General features: G+C 59.4%; 16 protein-coding genes and 1 pseudogene. 14 read left to right on the top strand and 3 right to left on the bottom strand.

From position 1 onward, the window contains the following. The first annotated feature begins 240 nt into the window (after positions 1-240). Together WH299_RS12185 and WH299_RS12180 are read left to right on the top strand one after the other, a co-directional pair. The gene (locus WH299_RS12185) at positions 241-1,890 is read left to right on the top strand and encodes a methyl-accepting chemotaxis protein (protein WP_339500034.1); all 1,650 of its coding nucleotides are present in this window, start codon (positions 241-243) and stop codon (positions 1,888-1,890) included. Positions 1,891-1,930: 40 nt separating this feature from the next. Beyond that, positions 1,931-2,110 (top strand): hypothetical protein, encoded by a 180-nt coding sequence (locus WH299_RS12180; RefSeq protein ID WP_339550365.1) that lies wholly within the window; start codon positions 1,931-1,933, stop codon positions 2,108-2,110. 33 nt (positions 2,111-2,143) lie between these two features. On the opposite strand, the gene WH299_RS12175 is transcribed toward WH299_RS12180, so the two are convergent. Further along, positions 2,144-3,220: a hypothetical protein gene (locus WH299_RS12175; protein WP_122726250.1), complete on the bottom strand. Its 1,077-nt coding sequence runs from the start codon at positions 3,218-3,220 to the stop codon at positions 2,144-2,146. A gap of 402 nt (positions 3,221-3,622) precedes the next feature. After that, positions 3,623-4,453, bottom strand: a complete 831-nt coding sequence (locus WH299_RS12170) for an IclR family transcriptional regulator (RefSeq protein WP_122726252.1) — start codon at positions 4,451-4,453, stop codon at positions 3,623-3,625. Positions 4,454-4,695: 242 nt separating this feature from the next. On the opposite strand from WH299_RS12170, the gene WH299_RS12165 reads away from it, so the two are divergent. From WH299_RS12165 to WH299_RS12120, 10 genes are all read left to right on the top strand, one after another. Continuing rightward, entirely contained in the window at positions 4,696-5,724 is a 1,029-nt protein-coding gene (locus WH299_RS12165) for an ABC transporter ATP-binding protein (RefSeq protein WP_339550363.1), read from the top strand. Beyond that, entirely contained in the window at positions 5,721-6,566 is an 846-nt protein-coding gene (locus tag WH299_RS12160) for an ABC transporter permease (RefSeq protein ID WP_028619823.1), read from the top strand. The genes WH299_RS12165 and WH299_RS12160 overlap by 4 nt, the downstream gene beginning before the upstream one ends. 4 nt (positions 6,567-6,570) lie before the next feature. Next, complete coding sequence (locus tag WH299_RS12155) at positions 6,571-7,365, top strand: ABC transporter permease (RefSeq protein WP_028619822.1); 795 nt, start codon at positions 6,571-6,573, stop codon at positions 7,363-7,365. After that, positions 7,365-7,655: a (2Fe-2S)-binding protein gene (locus WH299_RS12150; protein ID WP_122726256.1), complete on the top strand. Its 291-nt coding sequence runs from the start codon at positions 7,365-7,367 to the stop codon at positions 7,653-7,655. The genes WH299_RS12155 and WH299_RS12150 overlap by 1 nt, the downstream gene beginning before the upstream one ends. Then, the gene (locus WH299_RS12145; RefSeq protein WP_339550361.1) at positions 7,652-8,995 is read left to right on the top strand and encodes an FAD/NAD(P)-dependent oxidoreductase; all 1,344 of its coding nucleotides are present in this window, start codon (positions 7,652-7,654) and stop codon (positions 8,993-8,995) included. Before WH299_RS12150 ends, WH299_RS12145 begins: the two co-directional genes overlap by 4 nt. Then, positions 8,992-10,089 carry an NAD(P)/FAD-dependent oxidoreductase gene (locus WH299_RS12140; protein WP_339550359.1) on the top strand — a complete coding sequence of 366 codons (1,098 nt, stop codon included), beginning with the start codon at positions 8,992-8,994 and terminating at the stop codon, positions 10,087-10,089. The genes WH299_RS12145 and WH299_RS12140 overlap by 4 nt, the downstream gene beginning before the upstream one ends. 14 nt (positions 10,090-10,103) lie before the next feature. Further along, complete coding sequence (locus tag WH299_RS12135) at positions 10,104-11,135, top strand: ABC transporter substrate-binding protein (protein WP_339550357.1); 1,032 nt, start codon at positions 10,104-10,106, stop codon at positions 11,133-11,135. A gap of 538 nt (positions 11,136-11,673) precedes the next feature. Next, on the top strand, positions 11,674-12,192 hold the full coding sequence (locus tag WH299_RS12130; protein WP_339550356.1) for a PAAR domain-containing protein: 519 nt from the start codon (positions 11,674-11,676) through the stop codon (positions 12,190-12,192). Continuing rightward, the gene (locus WH299_RS12125; protein ID WP_339550355.1) at positions 12,189-12,890 is read left to right on the top strand and encodes a VRR-NUC domain-containing protein; all 702 of its coding nucleotides are present in this window, start codon (positions 12,189-12,191) and stop codon (positions 12,888-12,890) included. The genes WH299_RS12130 and WH299_RS12125 overlap by 4 nt, the downstream gene beginning before the upstream one ends. Before the next feature lie 15 nt (positions 12,891-12,905). Continuing rightward, positions 12,906-13,994 (top strand): DUF3396 domain-containing protein, encoded by a 1,089-nt coding sequence (locus WH299_RS12120; protein ID WP_122726268.1) that lies wholly within the window; start codon positions 12,906-12,908, stop codon positions 13,992-13,994. A 21-nt stretch (positions 13,995-14,015) separates the two neighbouring features. Here WH299_RS12120 and nadE read toward each other — a convergent pair. After that, positions 14,016-14,348, bottom strand: a pseudogene (gene nadE, locus WH299_RS12115) (NAD(+) synthase); the annotation flags it as partial. 7 nt (positions 14,349-14,355) lie between these two features. On the opposite strand from nadE, the gene WH299_RS12110 reads away from it, so the two are divergent. Both WH299_RS12110 and WH299_RS12105 read left to right on the top strand, forming a co-directional pair. After that, positions 14,356-14,637 (top strand): hypothetical protein, encoded by a 282-nt coding sequence (locus WH299_RS12110; RefSeq protein ID WP_240037329.1) that lies wholly within the window; start codon positions 14,356-14,358, stop codon positions 14,635-14,637. A 15-nt stretch (positions 14,638-14,652) separates the two neighbouring features. Next, complete coding sequence (locus tag WH299_RS12105) at positions 14,653-15,741, top strand: DUF3396 domain-containing protein (protein WP_339550354.1); 1,089 nt, start codon at positions 14,653-14,655, stop codon at positions 15,739-15,741. Positions 15,742-15,843 lie beyond the last annotated feature (102 nt).

Genomic DNA, 15,843 nt, shown 5'->3' with positions numbered 1-15,843 from the left:
CGGATCATATTAGCCAAAGTTTTAGGAGATGCAAGGACTCTTGTGGTGAAACTCCCAACGGCTCACCCCTGTACGGCGAACGACTTCGGATAACGTAGGAATCCAGGTTTTATTCCATCAATTCGCTCGATGGCAGAGTCAGTAATTTCTGATTGGACGCGTGACGGGCCTATCGATAGATTCCCTAGCGAAGATAGCTTTTAGCCATCACTTTTAACTCCCCTGAATATCGAGCTTTCCATGAAAAAACCTGTCTCGTTGGCGATGCGTATCGGACTGGGCTTTGCGTCCATTCTGTCGTTGCTGGTGTTGATCACCGCCGTCGGTATTCAACGCGTGGGTTTTATCGACAGCACGCTCAAGGACGTGGCCGAAAAAGCCGCCGTGGTGCAGCGCTACGCGATCAACTTCCGTGGCAGCGTGCACAACCGCGCCATCGCCATTCGCGATGCGGTACTGGTCAAGGATGAATCGTCGCTCAGCCGCCACCTGGCCGAGATCGACCAGCTCAAGCGCGATTACCAAGACTCCGCAGTGATGATGGATCGACTGTTCGCCAACACCGTCGCAAGCGCTGCCAGCGCCGAAGAGTCCCGTCTTTTGGCGGATATCAAAGCCATCGAGACCCAGGCCCTGGCCTCCACCGAGCGGGTGATCAGCCTGCGTCGCAGCAATGACATCGCCGGCGCCCAGGACTTGCTGCTGGCCCAGTCGTCGGCCCACTACACCGAATGGCTCAAGCGCGTGAATGCCCTGATCGACTTCGAAGAAGCCCAGATCAAGCAACGCCTGGACACCGTGCAAGTCGCCGCCGGTAACTTTGCCGTGCTGATGCTGCTGGCCAGCGCCGTGGCAATCATCTTGAGCGTCCTGGTGTCCTTGTTGATCATCCGCAAGGTCAAGGCCACCCTCGGCGCCGAGCCGGAGGATGTCGCCGAGGCGATCCGCCGCCTGGCCAATGGCGACTTGAACCAGCCCATCGAAACCCGCTACCCCGACAGCGTGATGGGTATTCTGAAAAACGCCCTGGTGCGCCTGGGCGACACCATCACCGAAGTGCGCTCGGCAGCCCAGGCCCTGCGTCACTCCTCGGTCACCCTGTTGTCAGTGGTCAGCGACAACCGTCAGCAGATCACCCTGCAGACCAGCGAGGCCCAGCATGTGGCCGCCGCGATTACGCAAATGGCGGCCTCGGTCAGCGAAGTTTCGGGCTACGCCTCTGCCGCGTCCAAGGCGACCATTCTGGCAGACGCAGAAGTCGAGAGCGGCCACCGCTTGGTGGGCGAAGTGACCGTGGCCATCGAGGAGCTGGCAACCATCCTTGACCAGGCCACCAGCCGGGTCAACCAAGTGTCCAGCGACAGTGAAAACATCGAAACCGTGATCGAAGTGATTAACGCCATCGCCGCACAAACCAACCTGCTGGCACTCAACGCGGCCATCGAAGCCGCGCGGGCGGGTGAACATGGCCGTGGCTTTGCGGTGGTGGCCGATGAAGTGCGGTCGCTGGCGACGCGCACCCAGGAGTCCACTCAGGAGATCCGCGACATGATCGGCAAGCTGCAAAGCGGCACCCAGGATGCCGCCGACATCATGCAACGCAGCCGCAGCCTGGCCCAGGTCACCGTGGCGCAGACCCGCGGCTCCCAGTTGGCATTGGGCAAGATCAGTCAGGAAGTGGGTGCGATCAATGCGATGAACGCGCAGATCGCCAGTGCTTCAGTGCAACAAAGCGCGGCGGCGGAAGAAGTCGCGCAGAACGTCACACGCATCCATAGCTCCACCGTGCAATCGGCGGCGGGCTCCGAGCAAGTGGAGCATTCCAATCAGGAACTGGCGGAGCTGGCGGATCGCTTGAGTACCAAGGTGGCGTTTTTCAACGTGGCCTAGGGGCCGCCGGCACCCTAGCCTCCCTCGGCCAGGCGACTTCATGCTCGCCGGCCTGGAAGTGCGCCCCGAGCGCATGCGCAAGAACTTCGACATAACCCAGGACCTGATCGTCACCGAAGCCGTGATGCGACCGGAAAAGAGGATCAGCCCCGGGCTGAGCCAACTGGGAGAAAGGGTCATAACTGGCAATGCAAGGCTGAAGATGCAGCCCACGGCATGAGCTGCATCTTAACCAGCACGCTCAACCAAGCAACTAGTTCGCCTGCTTCTCTTTGATTATGTGGTCGACATTGAGCCTATCAAACCTTTCATCTTCTGCGCCCCTGCCACCTTTACCATCAGTACCGACATCAACTTCTTTCATCAGACCCGGACGACGGAGAAGTTCAGCCGCGAGTCGAGATTTATCAGTGGGAGGAGACGCCGCAGCCGCTTCTTTAAGACTATCGAAGCTGATGTAGTCATCTTTGCCCCAATACTGTTTGAATTTATCTTTAAGGGCCCCAAGCAAGTCCACGTCACTCATAGTTTCATAATTCGGTGCAGCAGGTTGGCGGGACACCCGCTCAATAGTATCGCGCCCAATCAACCCGTCACCTTTGTCAGCATCGTGGTCAGAATCCAGTTTGCTATTGACCTGCGGCCGACTGAGGATCTCGTTGGCCAACAGGGTCATCCGGTCGTCTACGGGGTTGCCAGTCAAAGGCTGACCTGCGACTTCACGAAGCGATTGCTGGGTTATCTTGCCATGCTCGTTGGGATTGAAGTAGTCAAAATTATTACCCAACTCCGTCGTTAAATCTGAGTCTTTGGCCTGTTTGAAATTATTCGCGACCTCAGCATTCTGCGGGCTCATGCCGTTCCCTGCCGGTTGATAATTGCGTGCACCGTAGTCGCCATATCCATTTTCAACACGACTGCGTTGCATGCCACCGTTATACCTTGCCGGTCCACCCTGCATGTCACCGTTATACCCTGCTGGTCCACCCTGCATGCCACCGTTATACCCTGCTGGTCCACCCTGCATGTACGCTGCCTCCTGAGCCTCGTACTCATAGACCGCCTGTTGCGCATCACCCTGGCTGATCAGACTATCTTCACGGCCGCCATGGTTGATACCATCGAGTAAGTTAATCATTCCTGGACGGCCAAGAATCTCCCTTGCCAGCATTGTCATTTGATCGTGAAACGGATCACCGATCAGCGGACGATTGGCAGCATGTTGAAGCGTTTCCTTCGTGACGAAACCGGATTTTCCCTGGAAATAAGGGAAGGCGTTGACAAAGTTTCGCGCAACTAACGAATTGGGGACTGGCCGAGAGACCTCCATTGAGTTACTCATTGCGGGCTGATAACCAAACCTGGCGCGACCTTCCGACGGGCAAGATTGCGGGTAGTAAGTTTGTGTGGGCTGACCGAAAGGAGTATTTATCATTAAAACACCTCAGATAGTTGATGCAATTAGGCTGACCAACGCCCAAGTCAGCGTTGAATCAACAGCCATCTGTGGCAGTTTGTAAAAGGACAGTTCCGTTAAACATGAACAAAAAAATTATTTTCTGGATAACTAACACGCACCCAGAAAGTCTAGTACTGCCTAAGTAAGCGCCTGATCGTTACCCATTCCACACGCCAGCCGATGGTGCCGGCGATGAGGGATGACAGAGCATTGAATGGAACCTGTGTATGTGCAGTACGGCGGCCAGGTCGGTAACGTGGGCCGCCATCTGAACTACCCACCAAAGGTCTGCGAAGGCCTGCGCAACGTCGGATCAAACGGATTGATCCGCGGCCCGATCGCAGCCGCTTCACGCTTGAGCAACTCCACCACCATCGGCAAGCGGCTCGGCCCCAGCCGATCACTGATAGTTGCCACACTCAGCGCCGCCACTGCATGCCCGTCGCGATTGAGGATCGGCACCGCCAACCCCGCCATGCCTTCCAGCACCCCGGTATTGCGTGCCGCATACCCAAGATTGCGCACATTCTCAACTTCCGAGCGCAACAGCACTTCGTCATACAAGTGGAAGTCCTTGAGCCGTGGCAGGTTGTAGCGGATCACCGTCTCGCGCTCTTCCTCCGGCAAGAACGCCAGGATCGCCAGGCTGCCCTGCCCCACGCCCAATGCCACACGCCCGCCGATGTCCCCGGTGAAGGTACGGATCGGGTATGGACCTTCGCTGCGGTCCAGGCAGATCGCGTCGAAGCCTGAGCGCGCGAGCAAGAACAGCGAATCACCCAATGACGCACTCAGGCGCAACATGCTCGGCCGCACCAGATCACGCAGGTTGCCGGTCTTGCCCGCATTCGCCGCGAGAGCGAAGAACTCCAGGCTCAGGCGATAGCGCTTGCTGCGCGCGTCCTGCTCGACCATGCCTTCGTCCATCAGGCTGCGCAGCAGGCGGTGGGTGGTCGGTTGGGACAAGCCGACCTGTTGAGCGAGCTGGGTCACGCGTTCGCCGCCCTCCGGCACGTCACCCAGGGTGCGCAGCAGCGCGAACAGTCGAGACACCCCACCGGGGCCGACTTCTTTGGCGATTTCATTTCGATCAGTGGAATCCATAACAAACAATCCCTTACTAAATTCCGTTGAATGAATAAATATGAAAATAATACTCCATTCAGTGAAATACCATCTTCCGCCCATCCTAGTCTTCGTCCTAATCTGCGTCCACAGGGGCGACATGAACAACTAACGGCAGCCGACTCAAGATCGAGCGCCAACGCACCGGCAATACTTCATTCGCATCTGCCCAAAACAAAAAAGCGCGTTTCGACGCGACTCAAAAAAGGTGGAACGCAGACATGGCATTTCTCCAACTCAACGCCTTGAGCAAACGCTACGGCGCCGTCGATGCGGTGGTCGCCACCGACCTTGCGGTGGAAAAAGGCGAGTTCGTTTCCCTGCTCGGCCCGTCGGGCTGCGGCAAGACCACCACCCTGCAAATGATCGCCGGCTTCGTTGATGTGAGCGGCGGGCAGATCCTGCTCGACGGCCGCGATATCACCCATGCCAAGCCCGCCAGCCGTGGCCTGGGCGTGGTGTTCCAAAGCTACGCGCTGTTCCCGCACATGACGGTGCGCGACAACGTTGCCTTCGGCCTGAAGATGCGCAAAGTGCCGACCGCCGAGATCGCCAGCAAGGTTAAGACGGTATTGGAACTGGTACGCCTGGCGCCGCACGCCGACCGATACCCACGTGAGCTGTCCGGCGGCCAGCGCCAACGTGTGGCCCTGGCCCGCGCCCTGGTGATCGAGCCGCCGGTGTTGCTGCTGGATGAGCCGCTGTCCAACCTCGACGCCAACCTGCGTGAAGAAATGCAGTTCGAAATCCGCCGCATCCAGTGCGCCGTGGGCATCACCACCTTGATGGTCACCCACGACCAGGCCGAGGCGCTGTCCATCAGCGACCGCGTGGTGGTGATGCAGGCCGGGCGTGTGACCCAGATCGACGCGCCGTACAAGCTCTACGAACATCCACGCACACGCTTCATCTCGGACTTTGTCGGCAAGGCCAACCTGTTGCCGGGAGACTATGACCCGTTGGGAAGCCCACAAGTGCGTCACGAAAGCGGTGACGGTGAGCTGACCCTGAGCCTGCGTCCGGAAAAAATCCAGTTGGTGGACGCTGGCAACGGCCGACTGCAAGGCAAGGTCCTCGACAGCTACTTTTTCGGCAGCCAATGGCTGTATCGCATCCACACCAGCCTTGGCGAAATCACCGTGGTGCGCAGCAATGACGGCAGCGCGCCGCTGAGTTGTGGTGCGGCGGTGGGCCTGGACTGGCAAGCCAGCCTGCTGCGCGTGTTGGCAGCGGATGAGGTGCGCGCATGAGCCGGGGCTACCTGTTGTCGTTACCCGCCCTGGTGCTGTTTGTCGGGTTGCTGATTCTGCCGCTGGGCCTGACGCTGGTGTTGTCGTTCAACGTGTTCGATTACCAGGTGGGCGTGAAGGCGGATGAATGGACCTTCGCGCATTACCTGTCGTTGTTCAGCGATGCGTACTTCTACGAAATCTTCTGGCGCACGTTTTGGATCAGCGCGCTGGTAACCCTGCTCTGCGTGGTGATCGGCGTGCCCGAGGCGTACATCCTCAGCCGCATGGGCACCCCGTGGCGCTCGATTTTCCTGATCCTGATCCTCACGCCGCTGCTGATTTCGGTGGTGGTGCGCGCTTTTGGCTGGAGCCTGCTGCTCGGCGCGGACGGGCTGGTGAACCAAGTCATCCAATTCCTTGGCGGGCGCCCGGTGAAGCTGTTGTATACGCCGTTCGCGGTGATCATCGCCCTTGTGCACGTGATGCTGCCGTTCATGATCATCCCGGTGTGGACCTCTCTACAGAAACTCGACCCGTCGGCGGAACAGGCGGCGTTGTCCCTCGGCGCCAGCCAAACCACGGTAATGCGCAGGATTGTATTGCCGCAGGTGATGCCCGGCGTGCTGTCCGGCACGCTGATCGTGTTCGGCCTGGCCGCCAGTTCCTTTGCGATCCCCGGCCTGCTCGGCGGACGCCGGCTGAAAATGGTCGCGACCGTGGTGTACGACCAGTACCTCTCGGAACTTAACTGGCCCATGGGCGCGACCATCGCGGTAGTGCTGCTGTTGGTCAATCTGCTGATCATGCTGAGTTGGAACCGCATGGTCGAAGGCCGCTACAAAAAGTCCCTGGGGGTTTAAGCGCATGTCCAGAAACGGTCCTTTGGCCCTCGGCTTTCACACGCTGGTGGTGCTGTTCATGATGGCGCCGCTGGTGGTGGTGTGCCTGGTGGCGTTCACCCCGGAAAACACCTTGAGCCTGCCCACCTCGGGCTTCTCCCTGCGCTGGTTCCGTGCGGTGTTCGAGCGCGCTGACTTTATCCAGGCGTTCTACAACAGCCTGATCCTGGCGTTTACCGCCGCGAGCCTGGCGACCTTGATTGCGGTGCCGGCCGCCTTGGCGATCAGTCGCTATCAGTTTCCGGGGCGCAATTTTTTCAGTGCGCTGTTCCTGTCACCGATCATCATTCCGCACCTGGTGCTCGGCGTGGCGATGTTGCGCCTGTTCGCACTGATGGGCGTGAACGGCAGCTTCACCTGGCTGATGCTGGCTCACGTGGTGATCATCACGCCGTATGTACTGCGCCTGGTGTTGGCCGCGGCGATTGGGATTGATCGCAGCGCCGAGCAGGCCGCCGAGTCCCTGGGCGCCAGTCGCTTTACGTTGTTTCGCCAGATCACCCTGCCGATGATCCTGCCGGGGGTGGCGGGCGGTTGGTTGCTGGCGTTCATCAACAGTTTCGATGAGGTGACGTTGTCGATCTTCGTCAGCTCGCCAGCGACTCAGACCCTGCCGGTGCGCATGTATGTGTATGCCACCGAATCCATCGACCCGATGATGGCGGCGGTGTCGGCGCTGGTGATTGCACTCACGGCGGCCACCATGATCCTGTTGGACCGGGTCTATGGCCTGGACCGCGTGCTGGTGGGGAAACATTGATGGCCCTGTTCAAACGCCTGGCCGAAACCCAACGCCCTGCCCTGGCCTTCACCCTGGATGGGCAACCCGCCAGCGGTTTGCTCGGTGACACCTTGTTGACCGCCGTGCTGACCTGCGCCGAACACCTGCGCGGCAGTGATTTCAGCGCCGAACGACGGGCCGGTTTCTGCCTGATGGGCGCGTGCCAGGATTGTTGGGTGCGACTTGAAGACGGGCGTCGCGTGCGCGCCTGTTCGACGCTATTGGAAGAAGGCCAGGTCATCCGCCGCGATCCGGGGCGCCAGTCATGAAGCCTGTGGTGATTGTGGGCGCAGGCCCGGCCGGGATCAGCGCGGCGCGCACGTTGCTCGACCATGGAGTCAGACCTTACCTGGTGGATGAAAGCCTGCGCGGCGGCGGGCAGATTTATCGGCGTCAGCCACAGGGATTTCAACGCACCGCCAAGCAGCTTTACGGATTTGAAGCACGCAAGGCCGAGGCCGTGCACCGCACAATGGATGAGCTGGCACCGCTGATCGACTACCGCCCGGAAACCCTGGTGTGGAATGCCGAGGACGGGCGCCTGGATATGCTCAACAACGGCCGCGCAGAAAGCATCGAGTACGCGCACCTCATCGTCGCCACAGGCGCCACTGACCGCATCCTGCCCGTACCGGGCTGGACCCTGCCGGGCGTGTACAGCCTTGGCGCGGCGCAAATCGCTTTGAAGTACCAGGGCTGCGCCATCGGTGAGCGCGTGGCGTTTTGTGGCAGCGGGCCGTTGCTCTATCTGGTCGCCTATCAATACGCCAAGGCTGGGGCCAAAGTGGTGGCGGTGCTCGACAGCGCGCCGTTCAGTGCCCAATGCCGTGCATTGCCAGCGTTGCTCGGACAACCGACGACCTTGGCCAAAGGCTTGTATTACCGCGCCTGGCTGATGGCCCATGGGATTCCCGTGCATCAGGGCGTCACGCTTAAACAGATCGACGGAACGCAACGGGTCAGCGGCATTCAATGGGGTGATCAGACCCTGCCGTGCGACGCAGTGGCTTTCGCCCATGCCCTGCGCAGCGAGACCCAACTGGCGGACTTGCTTGGCTGTGAATTCACCTGGAATGCCCTTAACCGCGCGTGGCTGCCACAACGGGACAGCGCCGGACGCAGCAGCGTCAACGGCGTGTACCTGGCGGGCGATGGGGCCGGGATCATGGGCGCGGACGCCGCGCAAATGGCCGGTGAACGTGCAGCTCTGGCGGTGCTCGAGGACTCGGGTGTTGCCATCGATCAGCGCCGCGCTGCTGTGCTGGAGCAACAATTGGCGGCCATCCAACGCTTTCGTCATGGTTTGGAAACCGCGTTCCCTTTTCCGGAGAACTGGGCAGTCGAAGCCCCAGATAAATTGATCCTCTGTCGCTGCGAAGAAGTCAGCGTCGGCGACGTGCGCGCGGTGGTGGATGAGGGCCACTGGGAGATCAATCGCGTCAAGGCCCACTGTCGCGTCGGCATGGGCCGCTGCCAAGGCCGGATGTGCGGGTTGGCGGCGGCGGAAATTGTCGCCGAGCGCAGTGGCCGGGCCATCGAAAACGTCGGCCGCTTGCGGGGCCAGGCACCAATCAAGCCGCTGCCGTTTGGCGTGGAGGTGCAGCCGTGATTGATGTCATCGTATTGGGCGGCGGGATTGTCGGCGCGTCGGCCGCGTTGATGCTGGCGCAGAAAGGCCAGCGCGTGGCGCTGGTGGAGCGGGATTTCTGCGGCTCACACTCCAGCGGCGTCAACTACGGCGGCGTGCGGCGCCAGGGTCGGCCCTTGCACCAGTTGCCACTGTCGCAGCGTGCCCACCAACTGTGGGCAGACTTGCCGGGATTAATCGGTATCGACGGCGAATACGTGCGTTCCGGGCATTTGAAACTGGCGCGCAGTCACGCAGATTTCGGCGCCTTACAAGCGTATGCCGAGCAGACACAAGAATTTGACTTGGGTTTGCAGTTGCTGGATTACGCCGAGCTGCGCGCGCGATTCCCCTGGGTCGGTGACATCGCCGTCGGTGCCTCGCTGTGCCCGGAAGACGGCCACGCCAACCCCCGCCTGGTGTCGCCCGCCTTTGCCCGCGCGGCGAAACAACGCGGCGCTCACCTGTATGAACAGTCGCTGGTCACGCGTATCGAGCATGACGGCCAGGACTTCCAGGTGCACTGCGCCAACGGTCTGCATCTGCAAGCACCGTGGCTGCTCAACTGCGCCGGGGCGTGGGCAGGTGCGGTGGCCGAACAGTTTGGCGAAGCGGTGCCTATGACCTCGGCACACCCGGCGATGCTGGTCACTGAGCCCTTGCCGGTGGTGATGGACGTGAGCACGGGCGTCGAAGGCGGCGGGATCTATGCGCGACAGGTTGCCCGGGGCAATTGCATCCTCGGCGGCGGTCGCGGCTTTGCCCTTGGCCCGCAGCAAGCGCGACCAGGGCAAGCCGCGGTGCTGGAGATTCTGCGCAATGCCGGCGAGCTTTACCCGTTTCTCAAGGGTGCCCAGGCCATCCGCACCTGGAGTGGCACCGAAGGTTACCTCCCCGATCATGAACCGGTGATCGGCCCCAGCAGCACCCAACCCGGCTTGCTCCACGGTTTCGGCTTTGCCGGCGCCGGGTTCCAGCTCGGTCCCGCCGTCGGTGAAGCCCTGGCAGAGATCGTCTGCACCGGTGCCAGCCGCCAACCTATCGAAGCGTTTTCCATCCGTCGTTTCCAAGCCTGAGAGGAAAAACATCCATGAACCCACGTATTGCGCTGTCCTGCTTGTCCCTCGCCCTGCTCGCCTCAACGGCGCACGCCGCGCCCACGCTGTACCTGGGCATGAACGGCGGCACCATGGAACGGGTCTACGCCGACAAGGTGCTGCCCGCGTTCGAAAAGGCCAATAACGTCAAGGTGGTGATCGTACCCGGCACCTCGTCGGACATCCTTGCCAAGGTCCAGGCCAACAAAGACAACCCGCAGATGCACGTGATGTTCCTTGACGACGGCATCATGTACCGCGCGATTTCCATGGGGTTGTGCGACAAGCTGGCGCCAAGCCCGACCCTGGAGCAGATCCCTGCCAAGGCGAAGATCAAGGAACAAGCCGTGGCCGTGACCCTCGGCGTCACCGGCCTGGGCTACAACGCCAAGATGTTCAAGGAAAAAGGCTGGGCCGCGCCCACCTCCTGGATGGACCTGGCCGACCCGCGTTTCAAGGACAAAGTGGTGTTCCAGTCCCTGGCCTCCTCCACCTTCGGCCTGCATGGCTTCCTGATGTTCAACCGCCTCCAGGGCGGTGACGAAACCAACGTAGACCCGGGCTTCAAGGCCTGGCCAAAAACCGTCGGCCCCAACGTGCTGGAATACATCGCCAGCTCCGCGAAGATCTCCGAAATGGTGCAGACCTACGAAGCCGCAATCTTCCCGCTCACCCCGACCCAAGTCGCCACCCAGAAACTGCTCGGCGTGCCCATGGAATATGCGCAACCCAAGGAGGGTGCGGTGGTGCTGAACGTGGCTGAGTGTGTGATTGCCCGCAACGACCAGCCGGAACTGGCGCAGAAGCTCGCCGCGTTTTTGCTGACCGCCGAAGCCCAGGCCCCGGCGCTGGAAGAAGGCGACCAGATCCCGTCGAACCCGACCACGCCGACCACCGACAAGACCCGCGCCCGGGTAGAAGCGATGCAAGGTTATTTGCAGACCGCTATTTCGATTGATTGGGACCAGGTCAACCAGGCGCGGCCGGAGTGGAATGCGCGGTGGAGTCGGTCGATCGAGCGATAAAAAAGTTATAACCGCGTCTGGCGCAGACCCCGTTGGCGCTGGGCGCTGCCTATCGCGGCCAGTGAGCCCCACCACATCCTTGTTTTGAACAAGAGTGGCTTGTCGCAGCTCGACTTGGGCGAACCTCTTTGGCAAATCCCCCCTGGCCCGGCAATCGCCGGATCGGCATTGATGGAAGCAAACAGCCGACACAGATTTATATTGCCTTCAATGCACTCACGAGTAGTGAGATGAGTGCCGGGGAAACATTCTTGAATATGCCAACTGCCATTCCTTTACTCCCGAACGCATAAGAGCGCAGAGCGTAAAGACTCAATATCCCGCAACAACGTAGGAGGTTTCCCTTTTTCTTGACAGGTACTTCCCGCTCTCGGCTAAGCGTCTTGTAGTTAATCGGAGGAATAGGAAAAGTGCGCCATGCGCCACTACCGGCGAACGATCAGACCAGGAACGAGCATGGCAATTGATATGTTTTTGAAGCAACTCGTTAACTCAGCACGTTTCCTTGACCTCCAACCACTTTTGCAAGGTAGGCATTATGAGTGGAAAGCCCGCCGCCCGCGTTACTGACCCTACGGCATGTCCAATGCCGGAGCACGGCACCAACCCTATCATCGAAGGTTCTCCTGACGTCTTCTTTGATGGCTTGCCCGCAGCGCGCCAAGGTGATGTATCTGCTTGCGGGAGCCCGATCAGCTCTGCCGTGTCATCGACGGTTTTCATCAACGGAAAACCTGCCGCAACGCTCGGCAGTGTCGGTGAACATGGCAACGTGATCATCGGTGGATCGGGAACCGTGATCATCGGCGACATGTTCACACCGACCCCGTTCACCCCCATCGTGCCATTGAGCAGTTCCACTGCCCCTTACTCCGGACGCTTTCAACTCATAGATCAGGAAACCGGCAAACCCATCGTTGGCCGCAAAGTAAAGGTCTGGTCTAGTGCCGGCTGGAGCGCGCTCGACACCACAAATACCGAGGGCATGACATCGTGGGTTAAGCACGATGCGTCGGAGTCTATCCATATTGACCTGGTGCAGGGAGGGAAAGAATGAATGACCAATCCGGCTTGTCTCAGGGTGGCATGAGCCCCGAAGGAAAGACTAACCCCGTGGGCATCCTGAAGCCGAAGCTCGATCCCCAGGACAAGAAAGTACTGTGCTCGGCAATTTGCTATTGCAGCAGCACACCCAACATCAGCCAAGATGGCAAGAATCTCAAACAGGGCTGTGTAGCCCAGCGCCTTGGGGAGCTTGACGAGATTCTCCAGAACCGTAGTCCGTATAAGCCCGAGGTCAGTTACGACATGACCAAGAATCCACCACAGCCAATCCTCGACAACCAAACAGGGAACAGCCCTCATGGCTGGATACCGGGTTGGATCAACAAGTACTGGAATGAAGACCCAGAGCACCCACCGTTCAAGCCCGGGAAAGGGATGATTCGCCGGCCCGATGTCGTGATCGTCAAGGACGCCAGCAAGCCGCCAACTCAGGACAACATCAAGCAAGTGGTCGAGATGAAGTTTCCACCTGACCCACCGAAAGTGGAGCAGGCGCAGGATTATGCAAACATTGCTGGCAACAAAAACAAGGTTGTTGAGATGACATCCACCGAATGCGATTGTAGCCAGGATAATCAGCAGTCCAATGTGCCAGTGGAGCAGCTCGGGTGGGCCGCGGCCATCGCTGGGAGTGTGATGTTTATCCTGACGCGTGGCCGCTCCCCTCGGCCAATGATCCCCGCTTACTGATTCGTAGGAATATCCATGGAACCGGAATTCAATGTGGCCGAAGAACTTGCCAAGCAACCACACCTGCTGGAGATACCCGGCCACTTGCTAATGAAGGGGGGGCGCCAGAACTATATCGGTGCAGTGCTCTGCCTGCGCGGGACGCTTTATTTCAAGGACGCCCACACACGCTTGGTGCGCGAGGCACTATGCCAGTGCTTCGACGATTTCAAGCGTTTGGCCGAGCCCTATCTCACTTGGGTCTGGCGCGAAGAACCTCCTCAGGGTAAACCATTGTCAGCTTATGCTGACGCAAAGCCATTACGCGATATGGTCGAAGCAATGGATGAAGACGACCTTCTCAGCTTCTACTACCTCAGTGGCAAGCAATCAAATGACGCCAGCGCTTGGCTCTTCGATGCTTTTGGTATGCGGGGATGGAAGGCAAAGATGGGGGATGAGCTTAGCGTTCTGGAGTTCTCAGTACCACTTTTGTACCAAGAGCAGAACCCACTCAGTTTCCTGCGCTTGTTCCTTGACTCAGCACGCCGGTTGGCTCCAGAGCAGGGCTACGCGGGGCATGCCTTCAATCTTTCTGTAACCAACCGGGACGGCAACGAGCCTACTGAAGCCTTTATGGCGGCGCGCATGCCTGGTTTGGATGCGGGAACAGCCGCTCTGCTGGCGAATATCCGCGAGTTCAAACCTACAAAAATCAAGACGGTCAGTTGGCTGACCTTGCTCGACCAAGCTCGCCTGGATCTTGTTGGCGGTCTGGAGGAGCTACGTGCGCAGCTACCCTCCAGCCATTTTGCCTTCTATGACTACGGTAACGGCGTAGTGATCCAGGCCGGCGCATACCCCTATCTTGGCGGTGATGCCGATGATCCGAAGCCGGCGGCCTACGTATTACTGAACCATGTACTCAAGGGCATTCGCTACGAGACGGTAGGTTCATTGCATGGCGGCTCTCATGATGGCGAGTTGCGGCTGGTGGACTGGTCGGCTGACCAGTGGCTCAAGCGCTTGGATGTGGATGCAGACGACATACCCGGCTGGCGTGCCAAGTTACTTCGCGACGAACCCTGCCTGGATGCTACAAACACTCTGCCAGGGCGCTTGTAGATATAGAATGCATTGCTGAAATCAAGGAGTAATCGGCAGCGCCCGCTTGTGCGCTGTCTTGCTGTATGCCCCCTCGACAATCGCCCGCACCCGCTCACTCACCGGCTCGCCCATCAGGTACGCATCGATCTCTTCGTACGTGCAGCCATAGGCCTGTTCATCCAGCTTGCCCGGCGCCAGCTCTTCGAGGTCGGCAGTGGGCTGCTTGTGCACCAGGTTCGTCGGGGCTCCAAGGGCACTGGCCAACAGGCGCACCTGGGTCTTGGTCAGGCCCGACAGCGGCGCCAGGTCGCTGACGATCTGCGTCACCGCCCCATAGGCCGCCGTGGCCTGGGACCCGTGGCCGTTGACCAAGGCGAGGATGACCAACTCCGACAGCGACAACACCACCATCAAACAAGTTGTCGAGATGAAGTTTCCACCTGACCCACCGAAAGTGGAGCAGGCGCAGGATTATGCAAAAATTGCCGGCAACAAAAACAAGGTCGTTGAGATGACATCCACTGAATGCGACTGCGGTCAGGAACATCAGCAATCCAATGTGCCGGTGGAACAGCTCGGGTGGGCCGCAGCCATCGCTGGTGGCGTGATGTTTATCCTGACGCGTGGCCGCTCCCCTCGGCCAATGATCCCCGCTTACTGATTCGGAGGAACACCCATGGAACCGGAATTCAATGTAGCCGAAGAACTTGCCAAGCAACCACACCTGCTGGAAATACCCGGCCACCTGTTGATGAAGGGCGGGGCCCAGAACTATATCGGCGCGGTACTCTGCCTGCGAGGAACATTGTATTTCAAGGAGGCCCATACCCCCTTAGTGCGCGAAGCGTTATGCAATTGCTTCGACGACTTCAAGCGTCTAGCCGAGCCCCATCTCACCTGGCTCTGGCGTGAGGAGCCTAGACAGGGTCAACCACTGTCAGCGTATGGTGAGGCAAAGTCACTGCGTGAAATGCTGGGCGCAATGGATGAAGACGACTACCTCAGCTTCTACTACACCAGCGGCAAGCAATCCAACGACGCTAGTGCTTGGCTCTTCGATATTTTTGGGATGCAGGGATGGGCGGCGAAGATGGGGGATGAGCTTAGCGCTCTGGAGTTCTCAATACCGCTTCTGTACCAAGAGCAGAACCCACTCAATTTCCTGCGTTTGTTCCTTGACTCAGCACGCCGATTGGCTCCAGAACAGGGCTACGCGGGACATGCCTTCAACCTTTCCGTCACCAACCGGGATGGCAACGAGCCTACCGAAGCCTTTATGGCGGCGCGCATGCCTGGATTGGATGTAGGAACAGCAGGTCTGCTGGTCAATATCCCCGAGTTCAAACCTACAAAAATCAAGACGGTCAGTTGGCTGACCCTGCTCGACCAAGCGCGACTGGATCTTGTTGGCGGTCTTGAGGGGCTACGTGCGCAGCTACCTTCCAGCCATTTTGCCTTTTATGACTACGGTAACGGTGTGGTGATCCAGGCTGGCGCGCACCCGTACCTTGCCGGTGATGCTAATGATCCGAAACCGGCTGCTTACGTGTTACTGAACCATGTACTCAAGGGCATCCGTTACGAGACGGTGGGTTCATTGCATGGCGGCTCTCATGATGGCGAGTTGCGGCTGGTGGACTGGTCGGCTGACCAGTGGCTCAAGCGCTTGGATGTGGATGCCGACGACATACCCGGCTGGCGTGCCAAGTTACTTCGCGACGAACCCTGCCTGGATGCTACAAATACTCTGCCAGGGCGCTTGTAGAAGAGATGGACTGGGCGGTTGCCGACGCAACAGAAATAATCTGGCTGCTGTCGCAGCTCCCTCTGGTCGCAGCCACTCTACAATCATCCTCCATCCCCCCGT

This window comes from Pseudomonas sp. MYb541 (assembly GCF_037479595.1).
Taxonomy (GTDB): Bacteria; Pseudomonadota; Gammaproteobacteria; order Pseudomonadales; family Pseudomonadaceae; genus Aquipseudomonas; species Aquipseudomonas canadensis.
Note: the sequence above shows the minus strand (reverse complement) of the source record. Positions and strands in the feature narration are given on the sequence as shown.